General features: G+C 65.5%; 18 protein-coding genes and 1 pseudogene. 8 read left to right on the top strand and 11 right to left on the bottom strand.

Annotated elements, in window-relative coordinates; genetic code table 11:
- Nucleotides 1-45: 45 nt before the first annotated feature.
- The 3 genes and pseudogenes from rpsA to Q0653_RS14040 form a co-directional block, all read right to left on the bottom strand.
- Complete coding sequence (rpsA, locus tag Q0653_RS04220; protein WP_261605711.1) at nt 46-1,500, bottom strand: 30S ribosomal protein S1; 1,455 nt, start codon at nt 1,498-1,500, stop codon at nt 46-48.
- A gap of 188 nt (nt 1,501-1,688) precedes the next feature.
- Complete coding sequence (locus Q0653_RS04225; RefSeq protein WP_366521956.1) at nt 1,689-1,967, bottom strand: YchJ family metal-binding protein; 279 nt, start codon at nt 1,965-1,967, stop codon at nt 1,689-1,691.
- 39 nt (nt 1,968-2,006) lie between these two features.
- Nucleotides 2,007-2,186, bottom strand: a pseudogene (locus tag Q0653_RS14040) (SEC-C metal-binding domain-containing protein); the annotation flags it as partial.
- Here Q0653_RS14040 and Q0653_RS04230 point away from each other — a divergent pair.
- Nucleotides 2,166-2,684, top strand: a complete 519-nt coding sequence (locus Q0653_RS04230; protein ID WP_298942811.1) for a hypothetical protein — start codon at nt 2,166-2,168, stop codon at nt 2,682-2,684. The pseudogene Q0653_RS14040 and the gene Q0653_RS04230 overlap by 21 nt on opposite strands.
- A gap of 58 nt (nt 2,685-2,742) precedes the next feature.
- Here Q0653_RS04230 and Q0653_RS04235 read toward each other — a convergent pair whose 3' ends face one another.
- Nucleotides 2,743-2,919, bottom strand: coding sequence for a hypothetical protein (locus Q0653_RS04235; protein WP_298942813.1), 177 nt, complete (start codon nt 2,917-2,919; stop codon nt 2,743-2,745).
- 37 nt (nt 2,920-2,956) lie between these two features.
- On the opposite strand from Q0653_RS04235, the gene Q0653_RS04240 reads away from it, so the two are divergent.
- Together Q0653_RS04240 and Q0653_RS04245 are read left to right on the top strand one after the other, a co-directional pair.
- Nucleotides 2,957-3,442: a hypothetical protein gene (locus Q0653_RS04240; RefSeq protein WP_298942815.1), complete on the top strand. Its 486-nt coding sequence runs from the start codon at nt 2,957-2,959 to the stop codon at nt 3,440-3,442.
- Nucleotides 3,443-3,474: 32 nt separating this feature from the next.
- Nucleotides 3,475-4,392, top strand: a complete 918-nt coding sequence (locus Q0653_RS04245; RefSeq protein ID WP_298942817.1) for a 5'-3' exonuclease — start codon at nt 3,475-3,477, stop codon at nt 4,390-4,392.
- 298 nt (nt 4,393-4,690) lie between these two features.
- Here the strand turns inward: Q0653_RS04245 and Q0653_RS04250 are convergent, their stop codons facing one another.
- The 3 genes from Q0653_RS04250 to trpD form a co-directional block, all read right to left on the bottom strand.
- Nucleotides 4,691-5,683 carry a PHP domain-containing protein gene (locus Q0653_RS04250; RefSeq protein WP_298942819.1) on the bottom strand — a complete coding sequence of 331 codons (993 nt, stop codon included), beginning with the start codon at nt 5,681-5,683 and terminating at the stop codon, nt 4,691-4,693.
- 52 nt (nt 5,684-5,735) lie between these two features.
- A complete protein-coding gene (locus tag Q0653_RS04255) occupies nt 5,736-6,227 on the bottom strand; it encodes an aromatic ring-opening dioxygenase LigA (RefSeq protein ID WP_298942823.1) in 492 nt (163 codons plus the stop codon).
- A gap of 105 nt (nt 6,228-6,332) precedes the next feature.
- Nucleotides 6,333-7,394, bottom strand: a complete 1,062-nt coding sequence (gene trpD / locus Q0653_RS04260; protein WP_298942824.1) for an anthranilate phosphoribosyltransferase — start codon at nt 7,392-7,394, stop codon at nt 6,333-6,335.
- A gap of 151 nt (nt 7,395-7,545) precedes the next feature.
- Here trpD and Q0653_RS04265 point away from each other — a divergent pair, with 151 nt between their 5' ends.
- The 5 genes from Q0653_RS04265 to Q0653_RS04285 all read left to right on the top strand — a co-directional run bounded on the left by Q0653_RS04265 (nt 7,546) and on the right by Q0653_RS04285 (nt 12,316).
- Complete coding sequence (locus tag Q0653_RS04265) at nt 7,546-8,181, top strand: heme-copper oxidase subunit III (RefSeq protein WP_298742535.1); 636 nt, start codon at nt 7,546-7,548, stop codon at nt 8,179-8,181.
- A gap of 20 nt (nt 8,182-8,201) precedes the next feature.
- Nucleotides 8,202-9,002 (top strand): cytochrome c, encoded by an 801-nt coding sequence (locus tag Q0653_RS04270; protein WP_298942826.1) that lies wholly within the window; start codon nt 8,202-8,204, stop codon nt 9,000-9,002.
- A gap of 39 nt (nt 9,003-9,041) precedes the next feature.
- Nucleotides 9,042-10,121, top strand: a complete 1,080-nt coding sequence (locus Q0653_RS04275) for a Rieske (2Fe-2S) protein (protein WP_298742533.1) — start codon at nt 9,042-9,044, stop codon at nt 10,119-10,121.
- Nucleotides 10,118-11,818, top strand: a complete 1,701-nt coding sequence (locus Q0653_RS04280; protein WP_298942829.1) for a ubiquinol-cytochrome c reductase cytochrome b subunit — start codon at nt 10,118-10,120, stop codon at nt 11,816-11,818. The genes Q0653_RS04275 and Q0653_RS04280 overlap by 4 nt, the downstream gene beginning before the upstream one ends.
- Before the next feature lie 84 nt (nt 11,819-11,902).
- A complete protein-coding gene (locus tag Q0653_RS04285; RefSeq protein WP_298942831.1) occupies nt 11,903-12,316 on the top strand; it encodes a rhodanese-like domain-containing protein in 414 nt (137 codons plus the stop codon).
- Nucleotides 12,317-12,322: 6 nt separating this feature from the next.
- Here Q0653_RS04285 and Q0653_RS04290 read toward each other — a convergent pair whose 3' ends face one another.
- From Q0653_RS04290 to coxB, 4 genes are read right to left on the bottom strand one after another with little or no spacing between them, the layout of a single operon-like run.
- A complete protein-coding gene (locus Q0653_RS04290) occupies nt 12,323-13,123 on the bottom strand; it encodes a protein phosphatase 2C domain-containing protein (RefSeq protein ID WP_298942833.1) in 801 nt (266 codons plus the stop codon).
- Nucleotides 13,124-13,172: 49 nt separating this feature from the next.
- Nucleotides 13,173-13,607 carry a cytochrome c oxidase subunit 4 gene (locus tag Q0653_RS04295; RefSeq protein ID WP_298942835.1) on the bottom strand — a complete coding sequence of 145 codons (435 nt, stop codon included), beginning with the start codon at nt 13,605-13,607 and terminating at the stop codon, nt 13,173-13,175.
- Nucleotides 13,608-15,371: a cytochrome c oxidase subunit I gene (ctaD, locus tag Q0653_RS04300; protein ID WP_298942837.1), complete on the bottom strand. Its 1,764-nt coding sequence runs from the start codon at nt 15,369-15,371 to the stop codon at nt 13,608-13,610.
- Nucleotides 15,371-16,267 (bottom strand): cytochrome c oxidase subunit II, encoded by an 897-nt coding sequence (gene coxB / locus Q0653_RS04305; protein ID WP_298942839.1) that lies wholly within the window; start codon nt 16,265-16,267, stop codon nt 15,371-15,373. Before coxB ends, ctaD begins: the two co-directional genes overlap by 1 nt.
- Nucleotides 16,268-16,369 lie beyond the last annotated feature (102 nt).

Consider the following 16,369-nt stretch of genomic DNA (forward strand, 5'->3'; position numbering starts at 1 on the left):
CCTCGGATTTCTCCGAGGGTGGCGGCCCTCACACGGGTTCTAGATTCAGCGACCCGACAGCTTCTCGCGGAGTGCCGCGAGCGCCTCGTCATCGGCGAGCGTTCCGCCGCCGGTGCTGTCCGAGGTGAACGACGGCGAGGCCGAGGTGGTCTCGGTCGGGGCGTTCGCCTCGGCCTCGATCGCCTTGGCGACGGCAGCCTTGTGCGACTCCCAGCGACCCTGGGCCGCAGCGTAGTCCTGCTCCCACTTCTCGCGCTGAGCGTCGAAGCCCTCGAGCCACGCACCCGACTCGGGGTCGAAGCCCTCGGGGTACTTGTACTCGCCGAGCTCGTCGTACTCGGTCGCCATGCCGTACAGCGCCGGGTCGAACTCGGTGCCGTTGGGGTCGACCGACTCGTTGGCCTGCTTGAGCGACAGCGAGATGCGGCGACGCTCGAGGTCGATGTCGATGATCTTGACGAAGACCTCTTCGCCGACCGACACGACCTGCTCAGCGAGCTCGACGTGCTTGCCGGACAGCTCGGAGATGTGGACGAGGCCCTCGATGCCGTCTGCGACACGCACGAACGCACCGAACGGAACGAGCTTGGTGACCTTGCCCGGAGCAACCTGGCCGATGGCGTGGGTGCGGGCGAAGACCTGCCACGGGTCCTCCTGCGTCGCCTTCAGCGACAGGGAGACACGCTCACGGTCAAGGTCGACCTCGAGGATCTCGACGGTGACTTCCTGACCGACCTCGACGACCTCGGAGGCGTGCTCGATGTGCTTCCAGCTGAGCTCGGAGACGTGCACGAGGCCGTCCACGCCGCCCAGGTCGACGAACGCACCGAAGTTGACGATCGACGAAACGACACCCTTGCGAACCTGACCCTTGTGAAGGTTGTTGAGGAACGTGGTGCGCGACTCCGACTGCGTCTGCTCGAGCAGGGCGCGACGCGAGAGCACGACGTTGTTGCGGTTCTTGTCGAGCTCGAGGATCTTCGCCTCGATCTCCTGGCCGAGGTACGGCGTGAGGTCGCGAACGCGACGCAGCTCGATGAGCGATGCCGGCAGGAAGCCGCGGAGTCCGATGTCGACGATGAGTCCACCCTTGACGACCTCGATCACGGAACCGGTGACAACACCGTCGTTCTCCTTGATCTTCTCCACGTCGCCCCACGCACGCTCGTACTGCGCGCGCTTCTTCGACAGGATGAGACGGCCTTCCTTGTCCTCCTTCTGGAGAACGAGGGCTTCGACCTCGTCGCCGACCTTGACGACCTCGTTGGGGTCGACGTCGTGCTTGATGGAAAGCTCGCGCGAGGGGATGACACCCTCGGTCTTGAATCCGACGTCGAGGAGAACCTCGTCGCGGTCGACCTTCACGACGGTTCCTTCGATGAGGTCGCCGTCGTTGAAGGACTTGATCGTCAGTTCGACCGCGGCCAGGAAGTCTTCAGCAGATCCGATGTCATTGATGGCGACCTGCTTGGTGGCCGGGGCGGTCGTTGCGGTAGTCATGTAGTGGGTTGTCCTTGTTGGGTTGGGGTATCGGGCTTCGCGCTGTCAACGGCATCCGTCCGCGTGAAGACGTCCGGAAACCTCGAGCCGAAACGGTGAGTAGGGAGTGCATGTCACGAAGGCATGGCAATAGCGCCACACAAATGACACTCAAGGCTATCAGAAGTCCCCGGTTCCCTGCAGGCGAGTTACTCCGCGTCGCCGTCGACGTAGAACCAGCGGCCCGCCGCCTGGCGAAACCGGCTCACCTCGTGAAGCTCGCCCGCGGTGTGGGCGGTGGCGTCATGCCACTGCGCGCGAAACTCCACGATGCCGTGCGTGCCCTGATCCTGCGCGCGGACGATGTCGAGACGTCGCCATTCCCACGTGTCCTCGAGTTCCAACGTTTCGGGTCGCGTTGTCGGATGCCAGGAGCTCAGAAGATGGTCGACATCCCCGAGCGCGAATGCGGTGTAGCGCGATCGCATCAGGGTTTCGGACGACCGGGCCGGAGCGCAGTCGAGAATGGGCCCGCAACACGCAGAGAAGTCCTGGCCGCTCCCGCACGGACACGGATCTACGGCCGGCAGGCGACGGCCACGGCGCGCTGCGGCGGAACCGAACGACATGACGACTCCTTGTGGATAACCGCGACCCCGGCAAGGGCCACTGGCTAGCGTAGGCACATGATGGATCGGATGCTGCATCGCGCCGGCGCGATGCTCGGCGCCCTGGCCATCGCCCTGCTCGCGAGCGGATGCACGCCGGAGCCGACACCGACTCCCTCGCCCACCGGTTTCGCCTCGGAGGAAGAGGCCTTCGCCGCCGCCGAGGCCACCTATCGCGCCTACGTCGACGCGGTGAACGCGCGGCGGGCAGATCCCACGTCAGCTATGGATCCGCAAGGGTTTCTCACCGGTGTGGCACTGGAAGCGGACATTGATGGTCAGAGAACATTCGTGGCGGAGGGCTTGAGCTTGCAGGGCGATTCAATCGTCTCGGCAGTAGCCCCGTCGGACTGGAGCCTGGCTTCCAGTTCAATACTGGTCTGCATCAACGTCTCTCAGACGCGGCTAGTGAACCGTGATGGGGTCGACGTGACACCCTATGATCGAGCAGACAAGCTTGGTCTGGAAGCGACCGTGATCTGGGTAACACCCGAACCACTGATTTCGAGCACCACGGCGACTGACTCCGCATGCTAGGAATCCTCCTGCTCTATATCGCATTGTCAGGTGCGCAGACCGATCAATGTAGCTTCGATCAACGCGCAGCGGGGTTGTGCACGATCTCGAACTCGGGGTCGTCGGTGGAGATCGGCGCCACGCGACCGGGCGGCGGCTCGTCCGGCGGCGGGCGTGAGAACGCCTCCGCGCCGGAGTCCGGACCGCGCCCGCCCGGGGGTCCGGCCGCGCCGGTACCGCCCGGACCGGACTGCATCGCCGATCCGCGGGATCCGCGGTGCTACTCGATCGTGGTGTTGCGTCCGACGCTTGCCGACGTCGCGTCGTTCGCGCCGGCGGCATCGCTCCTCGCCGACGAGCCGGACGGCGTGGGCATCGTCGGCATGCCGATGAACTTCGTCGTCAGCGCGACGCCGCACACGGCGACGGGGACCCTGTTCGACCTGCCGGTGACGGTGCGGTTCGTGCCGGCATCCTTCGTTTTCGTGCACGGCGATGGCACGTCGCGCACGGCGGCGACCGGAGGACAGAGCTGGGCAGCGCTCGGCCAGGCACAGTTCAGCGCCACCGCGACCAGTCACGCCTATGCCGCACGCGGCACGTACGGTGCCGCCGCGATCGTGCAGTACGCCGCGACCGTCGACTTCGGCAGCGGCGATGTGCCCGTTCCGGGACTCCTCGAGGTGCGGACGCCCACGTCGACGATCGAGGTGGTCGAGGTGCGCACCGCGCTTGTCGATCGCACCTGTCTCGAAAGCCCCGGTGGCCCCGGCTGCTGACGCATATCCGCGGTGCGTGACAGGATGTGCACGTGCCCGACCGACTGATGCTGCTTGACACCGCGAGCCTGTATTTCCGTGCGTTCTACGGGGTGCCCGACACGGTGCGCTCCCCCGACGGTCGACCGGTGAACGCGGCACGCGGACTGCTCGACATGATCGCCAAGCTCGTCTCGACGTACGAGCCGACGCATCTCATCGCCTGCTGGGACGACGATTGGCGACCGCAGTGGCGAGTCGACCTCATCCCGAGCTACAAGACCCATCGCGTCGCCACGGAGGTCGAGGCGGGTCCCGATGTCGAGGTCATCCCCGATCCCCTCGAAGCCCAGATCCCGCTTATCCGCGAGGAACTGGGCGTTCTCGGCATCCCGATCGTCGGGGTGCCGGAGCACGAAGCCGACGATGTGATCGGCAGCCTCGCGACGCAGGCATCCATGCCCGTCGACGTCGTCACCGGTGATCGCGATCTGTTCCAGCTCGTTGACGATGCCCGGGGCGTCCGCGTCGTCTATACCGGACGCGGCATGAGCAACCTCGAGGTTCTCGACGACGCAGCCGTCGTCGCGAACTACGCAGTACTGCCCACCCAGTACGCCGACTTCGCCGTGCTCCGCGGCGACGCGTCCGACGGGCTTCCCGGCGTCGCGGGGATCGGCGAGAAGACCGCGGCGACACTGCTCGCCGCGCACGGCGACCTGGCCGGCATCCGCTCAGCCGCCGAGCGGGGCGAGGGGATGACGGCCGGCATTCGCGCCAAGCTCCACGCGTCCGCCGACTACCTCGACGTGGCACCGACGGTCGTCGAAGTGGTCCGCACCCTGGACCTGCCGGAAATTGACAGCCGCCTCCGCGCCGCCGACCCCGCGAAAGCGGCGAGCCTCAGCGCGGCCTGGAACCTCGGATCCTCGCTCGATCGCGCCGTTGCGGCGATCGCCGCCCGCGTCTGATTGCCCGCGCCACACACCTATATGGGGTCCCGTGTGGCCGCTCTGCGAGGGTGGGAGCGACGACATGAGACCCAAAATCTCAAGCTCGAGGGTCACGCGACCCGCGAGCCACCCCTCACGTCAGCCACGGCGACCACAACAGGCCCAAAACTGCAGACCCCTATCTGGGGTCCCGTGTGGCCGCTCTGCGAGGGTGGGAGCGACGACACGAGACCCAAAATCACCAACCACAGGGTCAGCCCCCTCGCCCGGACCCCCTGGCGACCACAGCAGGCCCTCAGTGGGATCCCTCCTGAACTCAGCGACGCCGCTCGGTCCATTCCCGCAGCCTGTCGAGCGGCCACGTCGTGACGATCCGCTCCGGTGGGATGCCGGCCGCTTCTGCGCGTGCCGCGCCCTCGGCGAGAAGGGCGAGTTGGCCCGGTGCGTGCGCATCCGAGTCGATCGAGAACAGGCATCCCTCGGCGAGGGCCAGGGCGATCAACTCATCCGGCGGATCCTCCCGCTCGGGTCGGGAGTTGATTTCGACGGCGACGCCGCGATCCGCACACGCCGCGAAGACCGCAGGCGCGTCGAAGTCCGATGCGGGTCGCAGCCCGCGCGCCCCGGCGACGAGGCGACCGGTGACGTGTCCCAGCACGTCGGTGTGCGGATGACACACGGCGGCCACGAGCCGCCGCGTCATCGCGCGCTTCTCCATGCGCAACTGGGAGTGCGCCGAGGCCACGACGATGTCGAGCACGGCGAGGAGATCCGTTTCCTGATCGAGGTCGCCGCCGTCGAGGATGTCGACCTCGATGCCGGTGAGGAGCGTGAAGCCGGACCTGCGGAATCCCGCGACCACGTCGATCTGTTCGCGGAGGCGCTCGGCATCCAGACCGTGCGCGACGCGCAACCGTGGCGAATGATCCGTGATCGCGAGGTACTCGTGGCCGAGCGCCCGAGCGCCGTCGACCATCAGGTCGATCGAGGTCAACCCGTCCGACCACTCCGAGTGGGCATGCAGGTCGCCCCGCAAGAGCGACCGAAGGGTCGACGGCGGCGGACCGTGCAACGCCCGCAATTCGGCGAGATAGTCAGGCACCGCTCCTCCGCGCGCCTGCACGATCACACGCAGGGTGGACTCCCCGATCCCGGGCCGGCGACGCAGGCTCGCCACGTCGTCAAGCTGCGCGGCGGAGAGTCCCGCGATGGCCGCCGACGCGGTTCGGAACGCCTTCGACTTATAGCGCGACGCACGCTCCCGCTCGAGGAGCGAGGCGATTTCGTCGAGAGCGGCGCCGGGGTCCATGTCGAGAGACGCGAAACGGGCTCGCACCGAAGCGCGAGCCCGTTTCGTCGGGTCAGGAGTTGGTGACCGTCGACCGTCGAACGACGACCGGCACCGAGGCCAGCCGGTTCAGTGCCAACCCGAACAAGATCGACAGGATGCCGATTCCCATTGCAAAGGCGGCGACACCGAACGAGACGACCGAGGTGAACAGCGACGCACGGAGGAACGACGCGTTCATCATCGTGGCGCGCACCGGGTCATCCTGCGCGAGCTCGGCGTAGGTCTTGCCGCCCGATGCGCCAAGAGCGTGGTGCTGGATGATGTCGGCCTGGACATACGCGGTGAAGGGCCCGGCGACTGTCTGACCCTGGAAGGCCATTGCGTCGTCCGGGATGGTGATGTTCTCGGCACGCAACTGGGAGGAAACGATCACCCAGACCACGATTCCGACGACGATCAGCGCGATGCCGCCGAGAATGCCGAGGATGCCGGCGAGCTTGACGATGCCGACCTTTTTCTGGGGCGGCTCGACGGTGTCAGCCGTCACAACCTGTTCTGACATGGCGGTTCCTCTCTAGGGGTGCCGTGATGTTGTCTTCACCGTAACGCCGCTCAGGAGAGGCTCACCAGTACCTATCGCCGGAGAAAATGCGGACGAGGTGCGCTCTCAGACCGATCCCGACGAGGTGGCTTCGACCCACGCGGTCAGCTTCGCGGCGGCGGCTCCGGAGTCGATCGCCTCCGCCGCGCGCGCCACTGCGTCACCCAAGCGCTCCACGATCGGACGCTGAACCTGAGTCGCATCGCGGAACAGGTCGTACGCCACGATGCCGGCGGCGGTGTTCAGCAGCACGATGTCGCGCACCGGACCGGTCTCGCCCGCCAGCACGCGGTGAACGACGGCAGCGTTGTGCTCGGCGTCACCGCCGAGCAGATCGTCGATCTGAGCCAACGGGATCCCGAGGTCGCGGGGATCGAGATCATGCTCGTGGATGTCACCGCGGCTGATCTCCCACAGACGACTGTGACCAGTGGTGGTGAGTTCGTCGAGGCCATCATCTCCGCGGAACACGAGCGCCGTCGCACCGCGCGTCCGAAAGACACCGGTGATCAACGGGACGCGATCGAGGTTCGCGACACCGACGGCGTTCGCCTCGGCCCGGGCCGGGTTGCACAACGGACCGAGGAAGTTGAAGACGGTCGGCACACCCAGTTCGGAACGGGTCGGCCCCGCGTGACGGAAGCCGGGGTGGAAGGCCGACGCGAACGCGAACGTGATGCCCACCTCGGCGAGCACGTCGGCGACGCGTTCCGGCGACAGCGTCAGATCGATGCCGAGCGCACGCAGGACGTCCGATGACCCGGATGCCGAGCTCGCCGCCTTGTTGCCGTGTTTGACAACCGGAATCCCCGCGGATGCTGCGACGATCGCCGACATCGTCGAAATGTTCACCGTACCGAACCGGTCACCACCCGTCCCGACGATGTCGAGCACGTCTGCGGGAACAGGGAGCGGGACGGCGGCTTCGAGGATCGCGTCACGGAACCCGACGATCTCATCGACCGTCTCGCCCTTCGCCCGCAGGGCGATGAGGAATCCGGCCAGTTGCGACGGTGTCGCCTCTCCTGCCATGACGTGGCGCATGGCCCACGTCGACTCTGAGACGGTCAGGTCACGTCGGTCCAGGACGGCCGTGAGAATCTCAGGCCACGAGTAGAGCTCCGCCATGGTGACCGATCCTATCGGGACTCTGACGGCGAACTCACGGCCTCCTCAAAGCGCATGCTCATCCCTCCGAAAGTCGGATGCCGGGACGATTCCACCCAAAACGACCTTCAGTGATGCGAAAACCTCGTCCCCTATCCGCCATAATGGAGAGGTGACGAGCACTTCAGCGACGTATCCCCAGGCATTGCGCTCCGTGAAGCGGCCGGACCCGGTCGCGGTCGGAACGATCGTGTGGCTCGGCAGCGAAGTCATGTTCTTCGCGGGCCTTTTCGCCATCTACTTCACGCTGCGCAACGCCTCTCCGGAGTTGTGGGCCGAGCGCACCGTCGAACTCAACGTGCCCTTCGCCGCGATCAATACGGTCATCCTGATCCTGTCGTCGTTCACCGCTCAGGCCGGCGTTTTCGCCGCTGAGCGCTTCCAGCCGTACCGCAAGGGATCGCTCTGGCAGTTCCGCCAGTGGGGCATGGTCGAGTGGTTCTTCCTCTCCTTCCTGATGGGCGCCGTCTTCGTCTCGGGCCAGGTCTGGGAGTACGCGACTCTGGTTGCCGAGGGCGTCGCGATCAGCACCGACTCGTACGCGTCGGCCTTCTACATCACGACGGGCTTCCACGCCCTCCACGTCACCGGCGGCCTCATCGCCTTCCTGCTCGTCATCGGCCGCGCCTACGCGGTCAAGAACTTCGGCCGTAAGGAGATGACATCCTCGATCGTCGTCTCGTACTACTGGCACTTCGTCGATGTCGTCTGGATCGTCCTGTTCGTCGTCATCTACTTCATCAAGTGAGAGCGGAGCTGAACACTTCCATGGCATCGAAGACCCCGCGCCGTCAGACCGGCCGCCGCAGCAAGTGGGCCGCGGCCGCCCTGATCGGCATCGGCCTACTCGTCACGGGTGGCATCTACGCCGGCGCCTCCGCTGCGATGGCGGCAACCGAGCCCACCGCCGTCGCCTCCGCGCTGACCGCCGAAGACGGCAAGAAGCTCTTCCAGGCGAACTGCGCCACCTGTCACGGCCTCAACCTGGAGGGCACGCCCGACGGGCCGTCGCTGTACGGTGTGGGCGAGCTCGCGGTCGAGTTCCAGGTCTCGACCGGCCGCATGCCCCTGCAGGCCCAGGGACCGCAAGCCCCGCAGAAGCCCTCGCAGTTCACCGAGGAGCAGACACTCGCGATGGCCGCATGGGTCCAGTCGGTGGCTCCCGGCCCCACGTTCCCCGACGAGCAGGTGCTCGACGGGGAAGGTGACGTGGCCAACGGTGCCGAACTCTTCCGCATCAACTGCGCCATGTGCCACAACGTGGCGGCCGCCGGCGGCGCCCTGACGGAGGGCAAGTACGCTCCCGCGCTCACCTCGACCAGCGCGCTGCACATGTACGCCGCCATGACGACCGGCCCGCAGAACATGCCGGTCTTCAACGACATGACCCTCACCACCGAGGAAAAGCGCGACATCATCTCGTCGCTGATCTTTCTTCAGGAGAACGAGTCGGCCGGCGGATTCTCGCTCGGTTCGCTCGGACCGGTCTCCGAGGGTCTGTTCATCTGGATCTTCGGCATCGGTTCCCTCATCGGCCTCACCGTGTGGATCACGGCGAAGTCCAACTGATCACGAACTTCACTGACGAGAAATAACGCGAGGAGCACCATGGCACACGAGGAAGACGCGCTCGAGCACGAGAGGGCTTCATGGAAGCCCTCCGCGGGGCTCGCTGTCGCGGTTCCCGATCCCGTGCAGAACCCGGGACTGCCGCCGCACCGGACGCGAGTGACCGACCAGGACCCGGCCGCTATGAAGCGCGCCGTCCGCACGGTGTACACGCTGTTCTACCTGTCGCTGGCCGGCAGCATCTGGGCGGTCGCCGCCTACATGCTCTTCCCGATCGAGAGTGGCCGGATCATCGATATCCGCCACAACAACCTCTTCATCGGGCTCGGCATCGGCCTCGCCTTGCTGGCCCTCGGCATCGGTGCGATCCACTGGTCCAAGGCCGTCATGAGCGACAAGGAGTTCATCGAGCCCCGCCACGCTACCCGCGGCCGCGACACGACGCGTGAAGGCGCCGTCGCGGCGCTGCGTGACGCGAACGAGGAGTCCGGATTCGGACGCCGCACCGCGATCCGCGGATCGCTGATCGCTGCGCTGGCCGCGTCGATCCTCCCCGGGATCACACTCTTTCGCGGTCTCGCTCCGGAGAACAGCCCGAGCAACCCGATCGCCGGTGACCCGGTCGCTCTCCTCAGTCACACGATGTGGAAGGAAGGGATGCGCCTCGCGCACGACCCGAGTGGCGAGCCGATTCGTGCTGCCGACCTGACCCTCGGCTCCGCTGTGCACGTCATCCCCGCTCCTCTCGCCGAGCTCAGCCACCACGACGGCTATCTCGAAGAGAAGGCGAAGGCGATCGTGTTGCTCATGCGCCTGCTCCCCGAGCAGCTTCCCGCCGACCAGAACAAGCTCGAGTGGTCGTACGACGGCATCGTCGCGTACTCGAAGGTCTGCACGCACGTGGGATGCCCCGTCGCGCTCTACGAGCAGCAGACGCACCACCTGCTCTGCCCGTGTCACCAGTCGCAGTTCGACGTCTCTCGCTCGGCCGCAGTGATCTTCGGCCCCGCAGCGCGTCCGCTGCCGCAGTTGCCGATCACGGTCGATGACGAGGGCTACCTCGTCGCACAGAGCGATTTCCAAGAACCCGTCGGCCCGAGCTTCTGGGAGCGCCATTGAGCACCGCGACTGTCACTGAGACAGACACTGAGAAGAACCCGAACGACAAGCCGCTCGGCGGCCGCTTCGTCGCGGGCGCGGCGAACTACATCGACGAGCGCACGAGCATCTCGGGACTGGTCAAAGAACTCGGCCGCAAGATCTTCCCCGACCACTGGTCGTTCATGCTGGGCGAGATCGCGCTCTGGAGCTTCGTCGCGGTGCTGTTGTCCGGCACCTTCCTGACGTTCTTCTTCCAGGCATCCATGGTCGAAACGCACTACACCGGCGCCTTCCTGCCGTTGCGTGGCGTGGAGATGTCGGCGGCACTCGATTCGTCACTGCGCATCTCGTTCGACATCCGCGGCGGTCTGCTCGTGCGCCAGATCCACCACTGGGCGGCCCTGGTCTTCGTGGCCGGCATCGGCGTGCACATGCTGCGTGTCTTCTTCACCGGCGCGTTCCGCAAGCCGCGTGAGCTGAACTGGGTGATCGGATTCATCCTGTTCATCCTCGCGATGGCGGAAGGCTTCACCGGCTACTCGCTCCCCGACGACCTGCTCTCGGGCAACGGCCTGCGGATCATCGACGGCATGGTCAAGGGCATCCCGCTCGTGGGGACCTGGATCTCGTTCCTGCTCTTCGGCGGCGAATTCCCGGGCACCGAGATCGTCGGGCGCCTGTACACGCTGCACATCCTGTTGTTGCCAGCGATCCTCGTGGCACTCCTCGCGGTGCACCTGATGCTGATGATCGTCAACAAGCACACGCAGTTCGCCGGACCCGGCCGCACGAACAGCAACGTGGTGGGCTACCCGATGATGCCCGTGTACATGTCGAAGATGGGTGGCTTCTTCTTCATCACCTTCGGCGTGATCGTCCTGATCGCCTCGCTGTTCACGATCAACCCGATCTGGAACTACGGCCCGTACGACCCGTCACCGGTGTCGGCGGGTACGCAGCCCGACTGGTACATCGGCTTCGCGGATGGCGCCCTGCGTCTCGTGCCGCCGCACCTCGAGTCGGTCTTCTGGGGCCACACCTGGTCGTGGAACATCCTGCTGCCACTCGGCATCATCGGGATCTTCATCGTCCTCGTGCTCATCTACCCGTTCATCGAAGCGTGGATCACCGGCGACAAGCGCGAACACCACATCGCTCAGCGCCCGCGCAATGCCGCGACGCGCACCGCGATCGGTGCCGCCGGCGTCACGTTCTACGCCGTCCTGTGGGCCGCTGCCTCCTCCGACATCATCGCGACCCACTTCTGGCTCACGATGGAAGGTGTGATCCACACGCTCCAGGCTCTGCTGATCGTCGGCCCGGTCATCGCGTACTTCGTCACGAAGCGCATCTGCCTCGCCCTGCAGAAGAAGGATCGTGAGATCGCTCTGCACGGCTACGAGTCCGGTCGCATCGTCCGCCTTCCCGGCGGCGAGTACATCGAGGTCCACCAGCCGGTCGACGACTACGAGCTCGTCAAGCTCGTGGACTTCGAGACCAACGAGCCGCTGGTCGTGCGTCCGAACGACCAGGGTCGCATCCCCTGGCACGAGAACCTGCGCGCGTCGATCTCTCGGTGGTTCTTCGAGGACCGTCTCGCCCCGGTGACGCAGGCCGATATCGACGAGGCCCGCGCGCACCACCACCACGCTCTCGAACAGGCGGACCACGCCGAGCTCGAAGAAGGCGACGGAACAGGCCACAAGGGGCACTGACCTCTCGTGATCTGGCCGAAAAGCGGCGAGGCGTGACCGTCCCGGTCACTCTCGCCGCTTTCTGCATCCCGTAGCGTCTCAGTCATGACCGACTCCCTCAGCTACTTCTCTCGCAAGCTCGCCCACGAGACCGATCCCTCCGACGTGTACGCCGCGCAGAAAGCCGGCGACAGCGTGGTGCTGATCGATGTGCGCAGCACGGATGCCTGGAACCAGGGCCACGCGGTCGGAGCCATCCACATGCCCTACCGAGACATCGCCGAGCGTGCGCCACGGGAGCTCGACGCGGGTGTGCCCGTCGTCGTCTACTGCTGGAGCCCCGGCTGCAACGCAGGTGCCAAGGGTGCCGTCGAGTTTGCGCGGCTGGGCTTTTCCGTGCGCGAAATGATCGGTGGCTATGAGTATTGGCTCCGCGAAGGTCTGCCGTGCGTCGACGCTGACGGGCAGCTCCCCCGCGTCTTCGACCCGCAGGTCATGTACGTCCGTCCGGAGAACTGAAACCGGTCAGCCGGCGAGCTCATCGAAGCGCTCGATGAAGCGCGTGGCAGCTGCTCCGGCGAACTCCGGCTCTGCGTCGTCGTCGCGCTCCCCCGGCACGATGTCGGCCACCACGGCCGTCACGTTGTCGCGCGAGCCCGCGTCGAGCGCAGCGGCGATCAAGAGATCGGCCGTCTCCTGCGGGACGGCGACCGAGCGGAGAATCGCGGCGATCACCTCATCCGGCAGATAGTCGCTGATGCCGTCACTGCACAGCAGCCACCGGTCACCACGGAGCCCGGTCCGCTCGGTGACGCGGACGACATCCCCCTCATCTCCGCGGAGCGATGCCGTGATGATGTTGCGCCGCGGATGCCTCATGGCGTCTTCCTCGCTCACGGCACCTTGGTCGACGAGGCTCTGAACGAAAGAGTCGTCACGCGTCTGGCGGATCAGGTGATGGTCGCGCACAAGGTACGCGCGCGAATCACCGGTATGCGCCAGGAGCAGCGTCCCCTCATGGGTGAACCAGACGCCGGTGAACGTCGTGGCCATCCCCGTCAATGCCGGATCTCGGCGGACATGTGCGCTCAGATCCCCGTTGGCGGCGCGGATGCGGCGCACGAGCGATTCGCCGTCATCGACCTGCGCTCCCCCGGCAGAGACCAGACGATGCAGAAACGCCGCAGAGGCGAGATCGCCGGCCGGCCCCCCTCCGACACCGTCGGCAACCCCGGCGCCCCACGGTGCGACGAACGCGGCATCCTGATTGATGTCGCGGTAACCGCCGACATCGCTGGCAACGCCCGTGTCGAGGTGCAGTGTCATGACGAAGAATGCCGCCGGATGAATGACGTCTCGGCGTCATCCGATCCGCTCAGCGTGCGAAGTACCCGCGGTAGTACTCGTAGACCCAGCCGACGATCGCCACGATGAACACGGCGAAACCGATCGGCAGCAGGAACGTCCCGACCGCCAGCCCGAGGATCGCCAGCGCCGCTGAGAACGCGAGCACGAGGGGCCACCACGACCACGGGCTGAACTCACCTATCTCGGGGTCAGCATCATCGATATCCGCCGTCAGGGTGTCTTCGGGAAGTTCCCCGCCCTGTGCCTGGTGCACCCGGTTGACGTAAAACGCGATCAGCATTGCCATGAAGACCGTGAACAGCAACGCCACGGTCCCGACCCACTCAATCGCGCCGTACCACGGGAGCGACGAGTGCTCGATGATGTTCCAGCCGGTGTAGACCGCCGTGCAGAGGAAAAAGAACCCGGCGAGGATCCACCAGAGGTTGGTGTTGGTCTTCACTTACTTGACCTCTCCATCAGCCAGGTCCACAACGGGGGCATCGGGTGCGTCCTTCGCCGGACCCACACCGACCGGCGTGGCCGCTTCGGGGTGGTTCAGGTCGAACGCGGGGCGCTCGCTACGGATGCGCGGGATCGACGTGAAGTTATGCCGCGGCGGCGGGCAGCTCGTCGCCCACTCGAGCGATCCACCGTAACCCCACGGGTCGTTGACCGTGACACGGGGCGCCGTACGAGCGGTGATCCACACATTCAGGAAGAACGGAATCATCGAGGCGCCGAGAATCATGGCGCCGATCGTGGACACCTGGTTCTGCCACGTCCACCCGTCTGCGGCGGAATAGTCGGCGTAGCGACGCACCATACCGTCCACGCCCAGCCAGTGCTGGATCAGGAAGGTCATGTGGAAGCCGATGAACAGCAGCCAGAAGTGCACCATTCCGAGTCGCTCGTTCAGCATGCGGCCGGTCCACTTGGGCCACCAGAAGTAGAAGCCGGCGAACATCGCGAACACGACCGTGCCGAAGACGACGTAGTGGAAGTGCGCGACGACGAAGTACGAATCGGACAACGCGAAGTCGAGCGGCGGCGAGGCCAGGATGACACCCGTGAGACCACCGAAGACGAAGGAGACCAGGAAGCCGAGCGAGAACACCATGGGTGTCTCGAACGTGACGGACCCTCTCCACATCGTGCCGATCCAGTTGAAGATCTTCACACCGGTCGGGACCGCGATCAGCATGGTCATCAGGGCGAAGAACGGCAGGAGCACAGCTCCCGTGACATACATGTGGTGCGCCCAGACCGACACAGACAGCGCGGCGATCGCGATGGTCGCGTACACCAATGTCTTGTATCCGAAGATCGGCTTGCGGCTGAAGACCGGGAGGATCTCGGAGACGATGCCGAAGAACGGCAACGCGATGATGTAGACCTCGGGGTGACCGAAGAACCAGAACAGGTGCTGCCAGAGCAGAACTCCGCCGTTGGCGGGATCGAAGATGTGCGCACCGAGAACGCGGTCTGCGGCGGCGGAGAGAATCGCGGCGGCCAGCACGGGGAACGCCATCAGGATGAGGATGCTGGTGACCAGCGTGTTCCAGGAGAAGATCGGCAGTCGCCACATCGTCATACCGGGCGCGCGCATCGTGATGATCGTCGTGATGAAGTTGACGGCACCGAGGATCGTTCCGAAACCACTCATACCGAGACCGAGCATCCACAGGTTGCCACCGGCACCGGGCGAGAAGCTCGCATTGGCGAGCGGTTGATACGCGAACCAGCCGAACGACGCCGCGCCCTGCGGCGTGAGGAACCCGGCGACGGCGATCAGCGATCCGAAGATGAAGAGCCAGAGCGCGAAGGCGTTCAGCCGCGGGAACGCGACGTCGGGCGCGCCGATCTGCAGCGGGAGAATCGCGTTCGCGAAGCCGGCGAACAGCGGGGTCGCGAACATCAGCAGCATGATCGTGCCGTGCATCGTGAACAGCTGGTTGTACTGATCCTTCGTCGGAAGGATCTGCATGCCCGGCTCGAACAGCTCGGCACGGATGATGAGCGCCATCACGCCACCGAGGAGGAAGAACAGCACCGAGGCGATCAGGTACATGTACCCGATGGTCTTGTGGTCAGTGGAGGTGATCCACTTGACGATGATGTTGCCCTTCTGCTCCACGCGGGACGAGCTCAGCAGAGCGGCCTGGCGGGGCGGCAGAGTCGACACCCGACGCGGGGCTTCTCCCTGAAGCGGAACTGTCGTCGCCATCAGTTTTCTCCCTCGGAGGTTGCGCCGGTACCGGGCAGGTTCTGCAGTCGGTCGTAGGCGTCGTTGATGCCACCGGTCTGGCCGGCATCGCGCAGGCTGTCGAGGTAGGCGTCGTACTCGGCCTGTTCGACGACCTTGACCTTGAAGAGCATCATCGAGTGGTACTGGCCACACAGTTCGGCGCACTTGCCGTCGTACTCCCCGACACGGGTCGGCGTGAAGGACCAGTAGTTGTCCTTGCCGATGTACATGTCCTTCTTGTACAGGAAGTCGATGATCCAGAAGGAGTGGATCACGTCACGCGACGTGAGCTTGATCTTCACTTCCTTGTCGACCGGGAGGTAGAGCGTGGGCAGTTCGCTGATGATGTTGCCCTGCGCATCGGTCTCCGCCTGAACACCCATCGACCAGACCGCGGCCTCGTCTTCTTCACAGTCAGCCTCGTTGTACTGGAAATCCCAGGCCCACTGCTTGCCGATCGCGGTGATGCACGCGTCCGGGTCTTCGTACTGTGTCTCGAGAATCGCCTGGTCACGAGCGGTGAACGCGAAGAAACCGATGACGAGGATGAGCGGCACGATCGTGTAGAAAATCTCGATCGGCATGTTGTAGCGCATCTGCACCGGCAGGCCGCTCTGGCCCTTGCGGCGACGGTAGGCCACAGCCGCGAAGCCCATCAGCGCCCACGTGATCACCCCGACGATGAGGAGGACGATCCACGAGTTCACCCACAGCCCCGACACCATCTCGGTGTGGTTGGTTGCGGGCTTCGCGTCAGCATCCTCGAAACCGGGAAGGTAGCCGTTCAGCTCGGTCGGAGTGCAGGCAGCCAGAGCGACTGCGGTGGCAATTCCCATCGGGACGACAGCCCAGCGGAGGCGACGTTTGACGCGCACGGTTCACCTTTCGGGGTCATGAAGGTCGACACCAGCCAGTCTAGGGCAACCTCCCACGCGATTCAGGCCAGGCGCTCAGGATGTCCGGACTATCGGAGGGGG

This window comes from uncultured Microbacterium sp. (assembly GCF_947488465.1).
Lineage (GTDB): Bacteria > Actinomycetota > Actinomycetes > Actinomycetales > Microbacteriaceae > Microbacterium.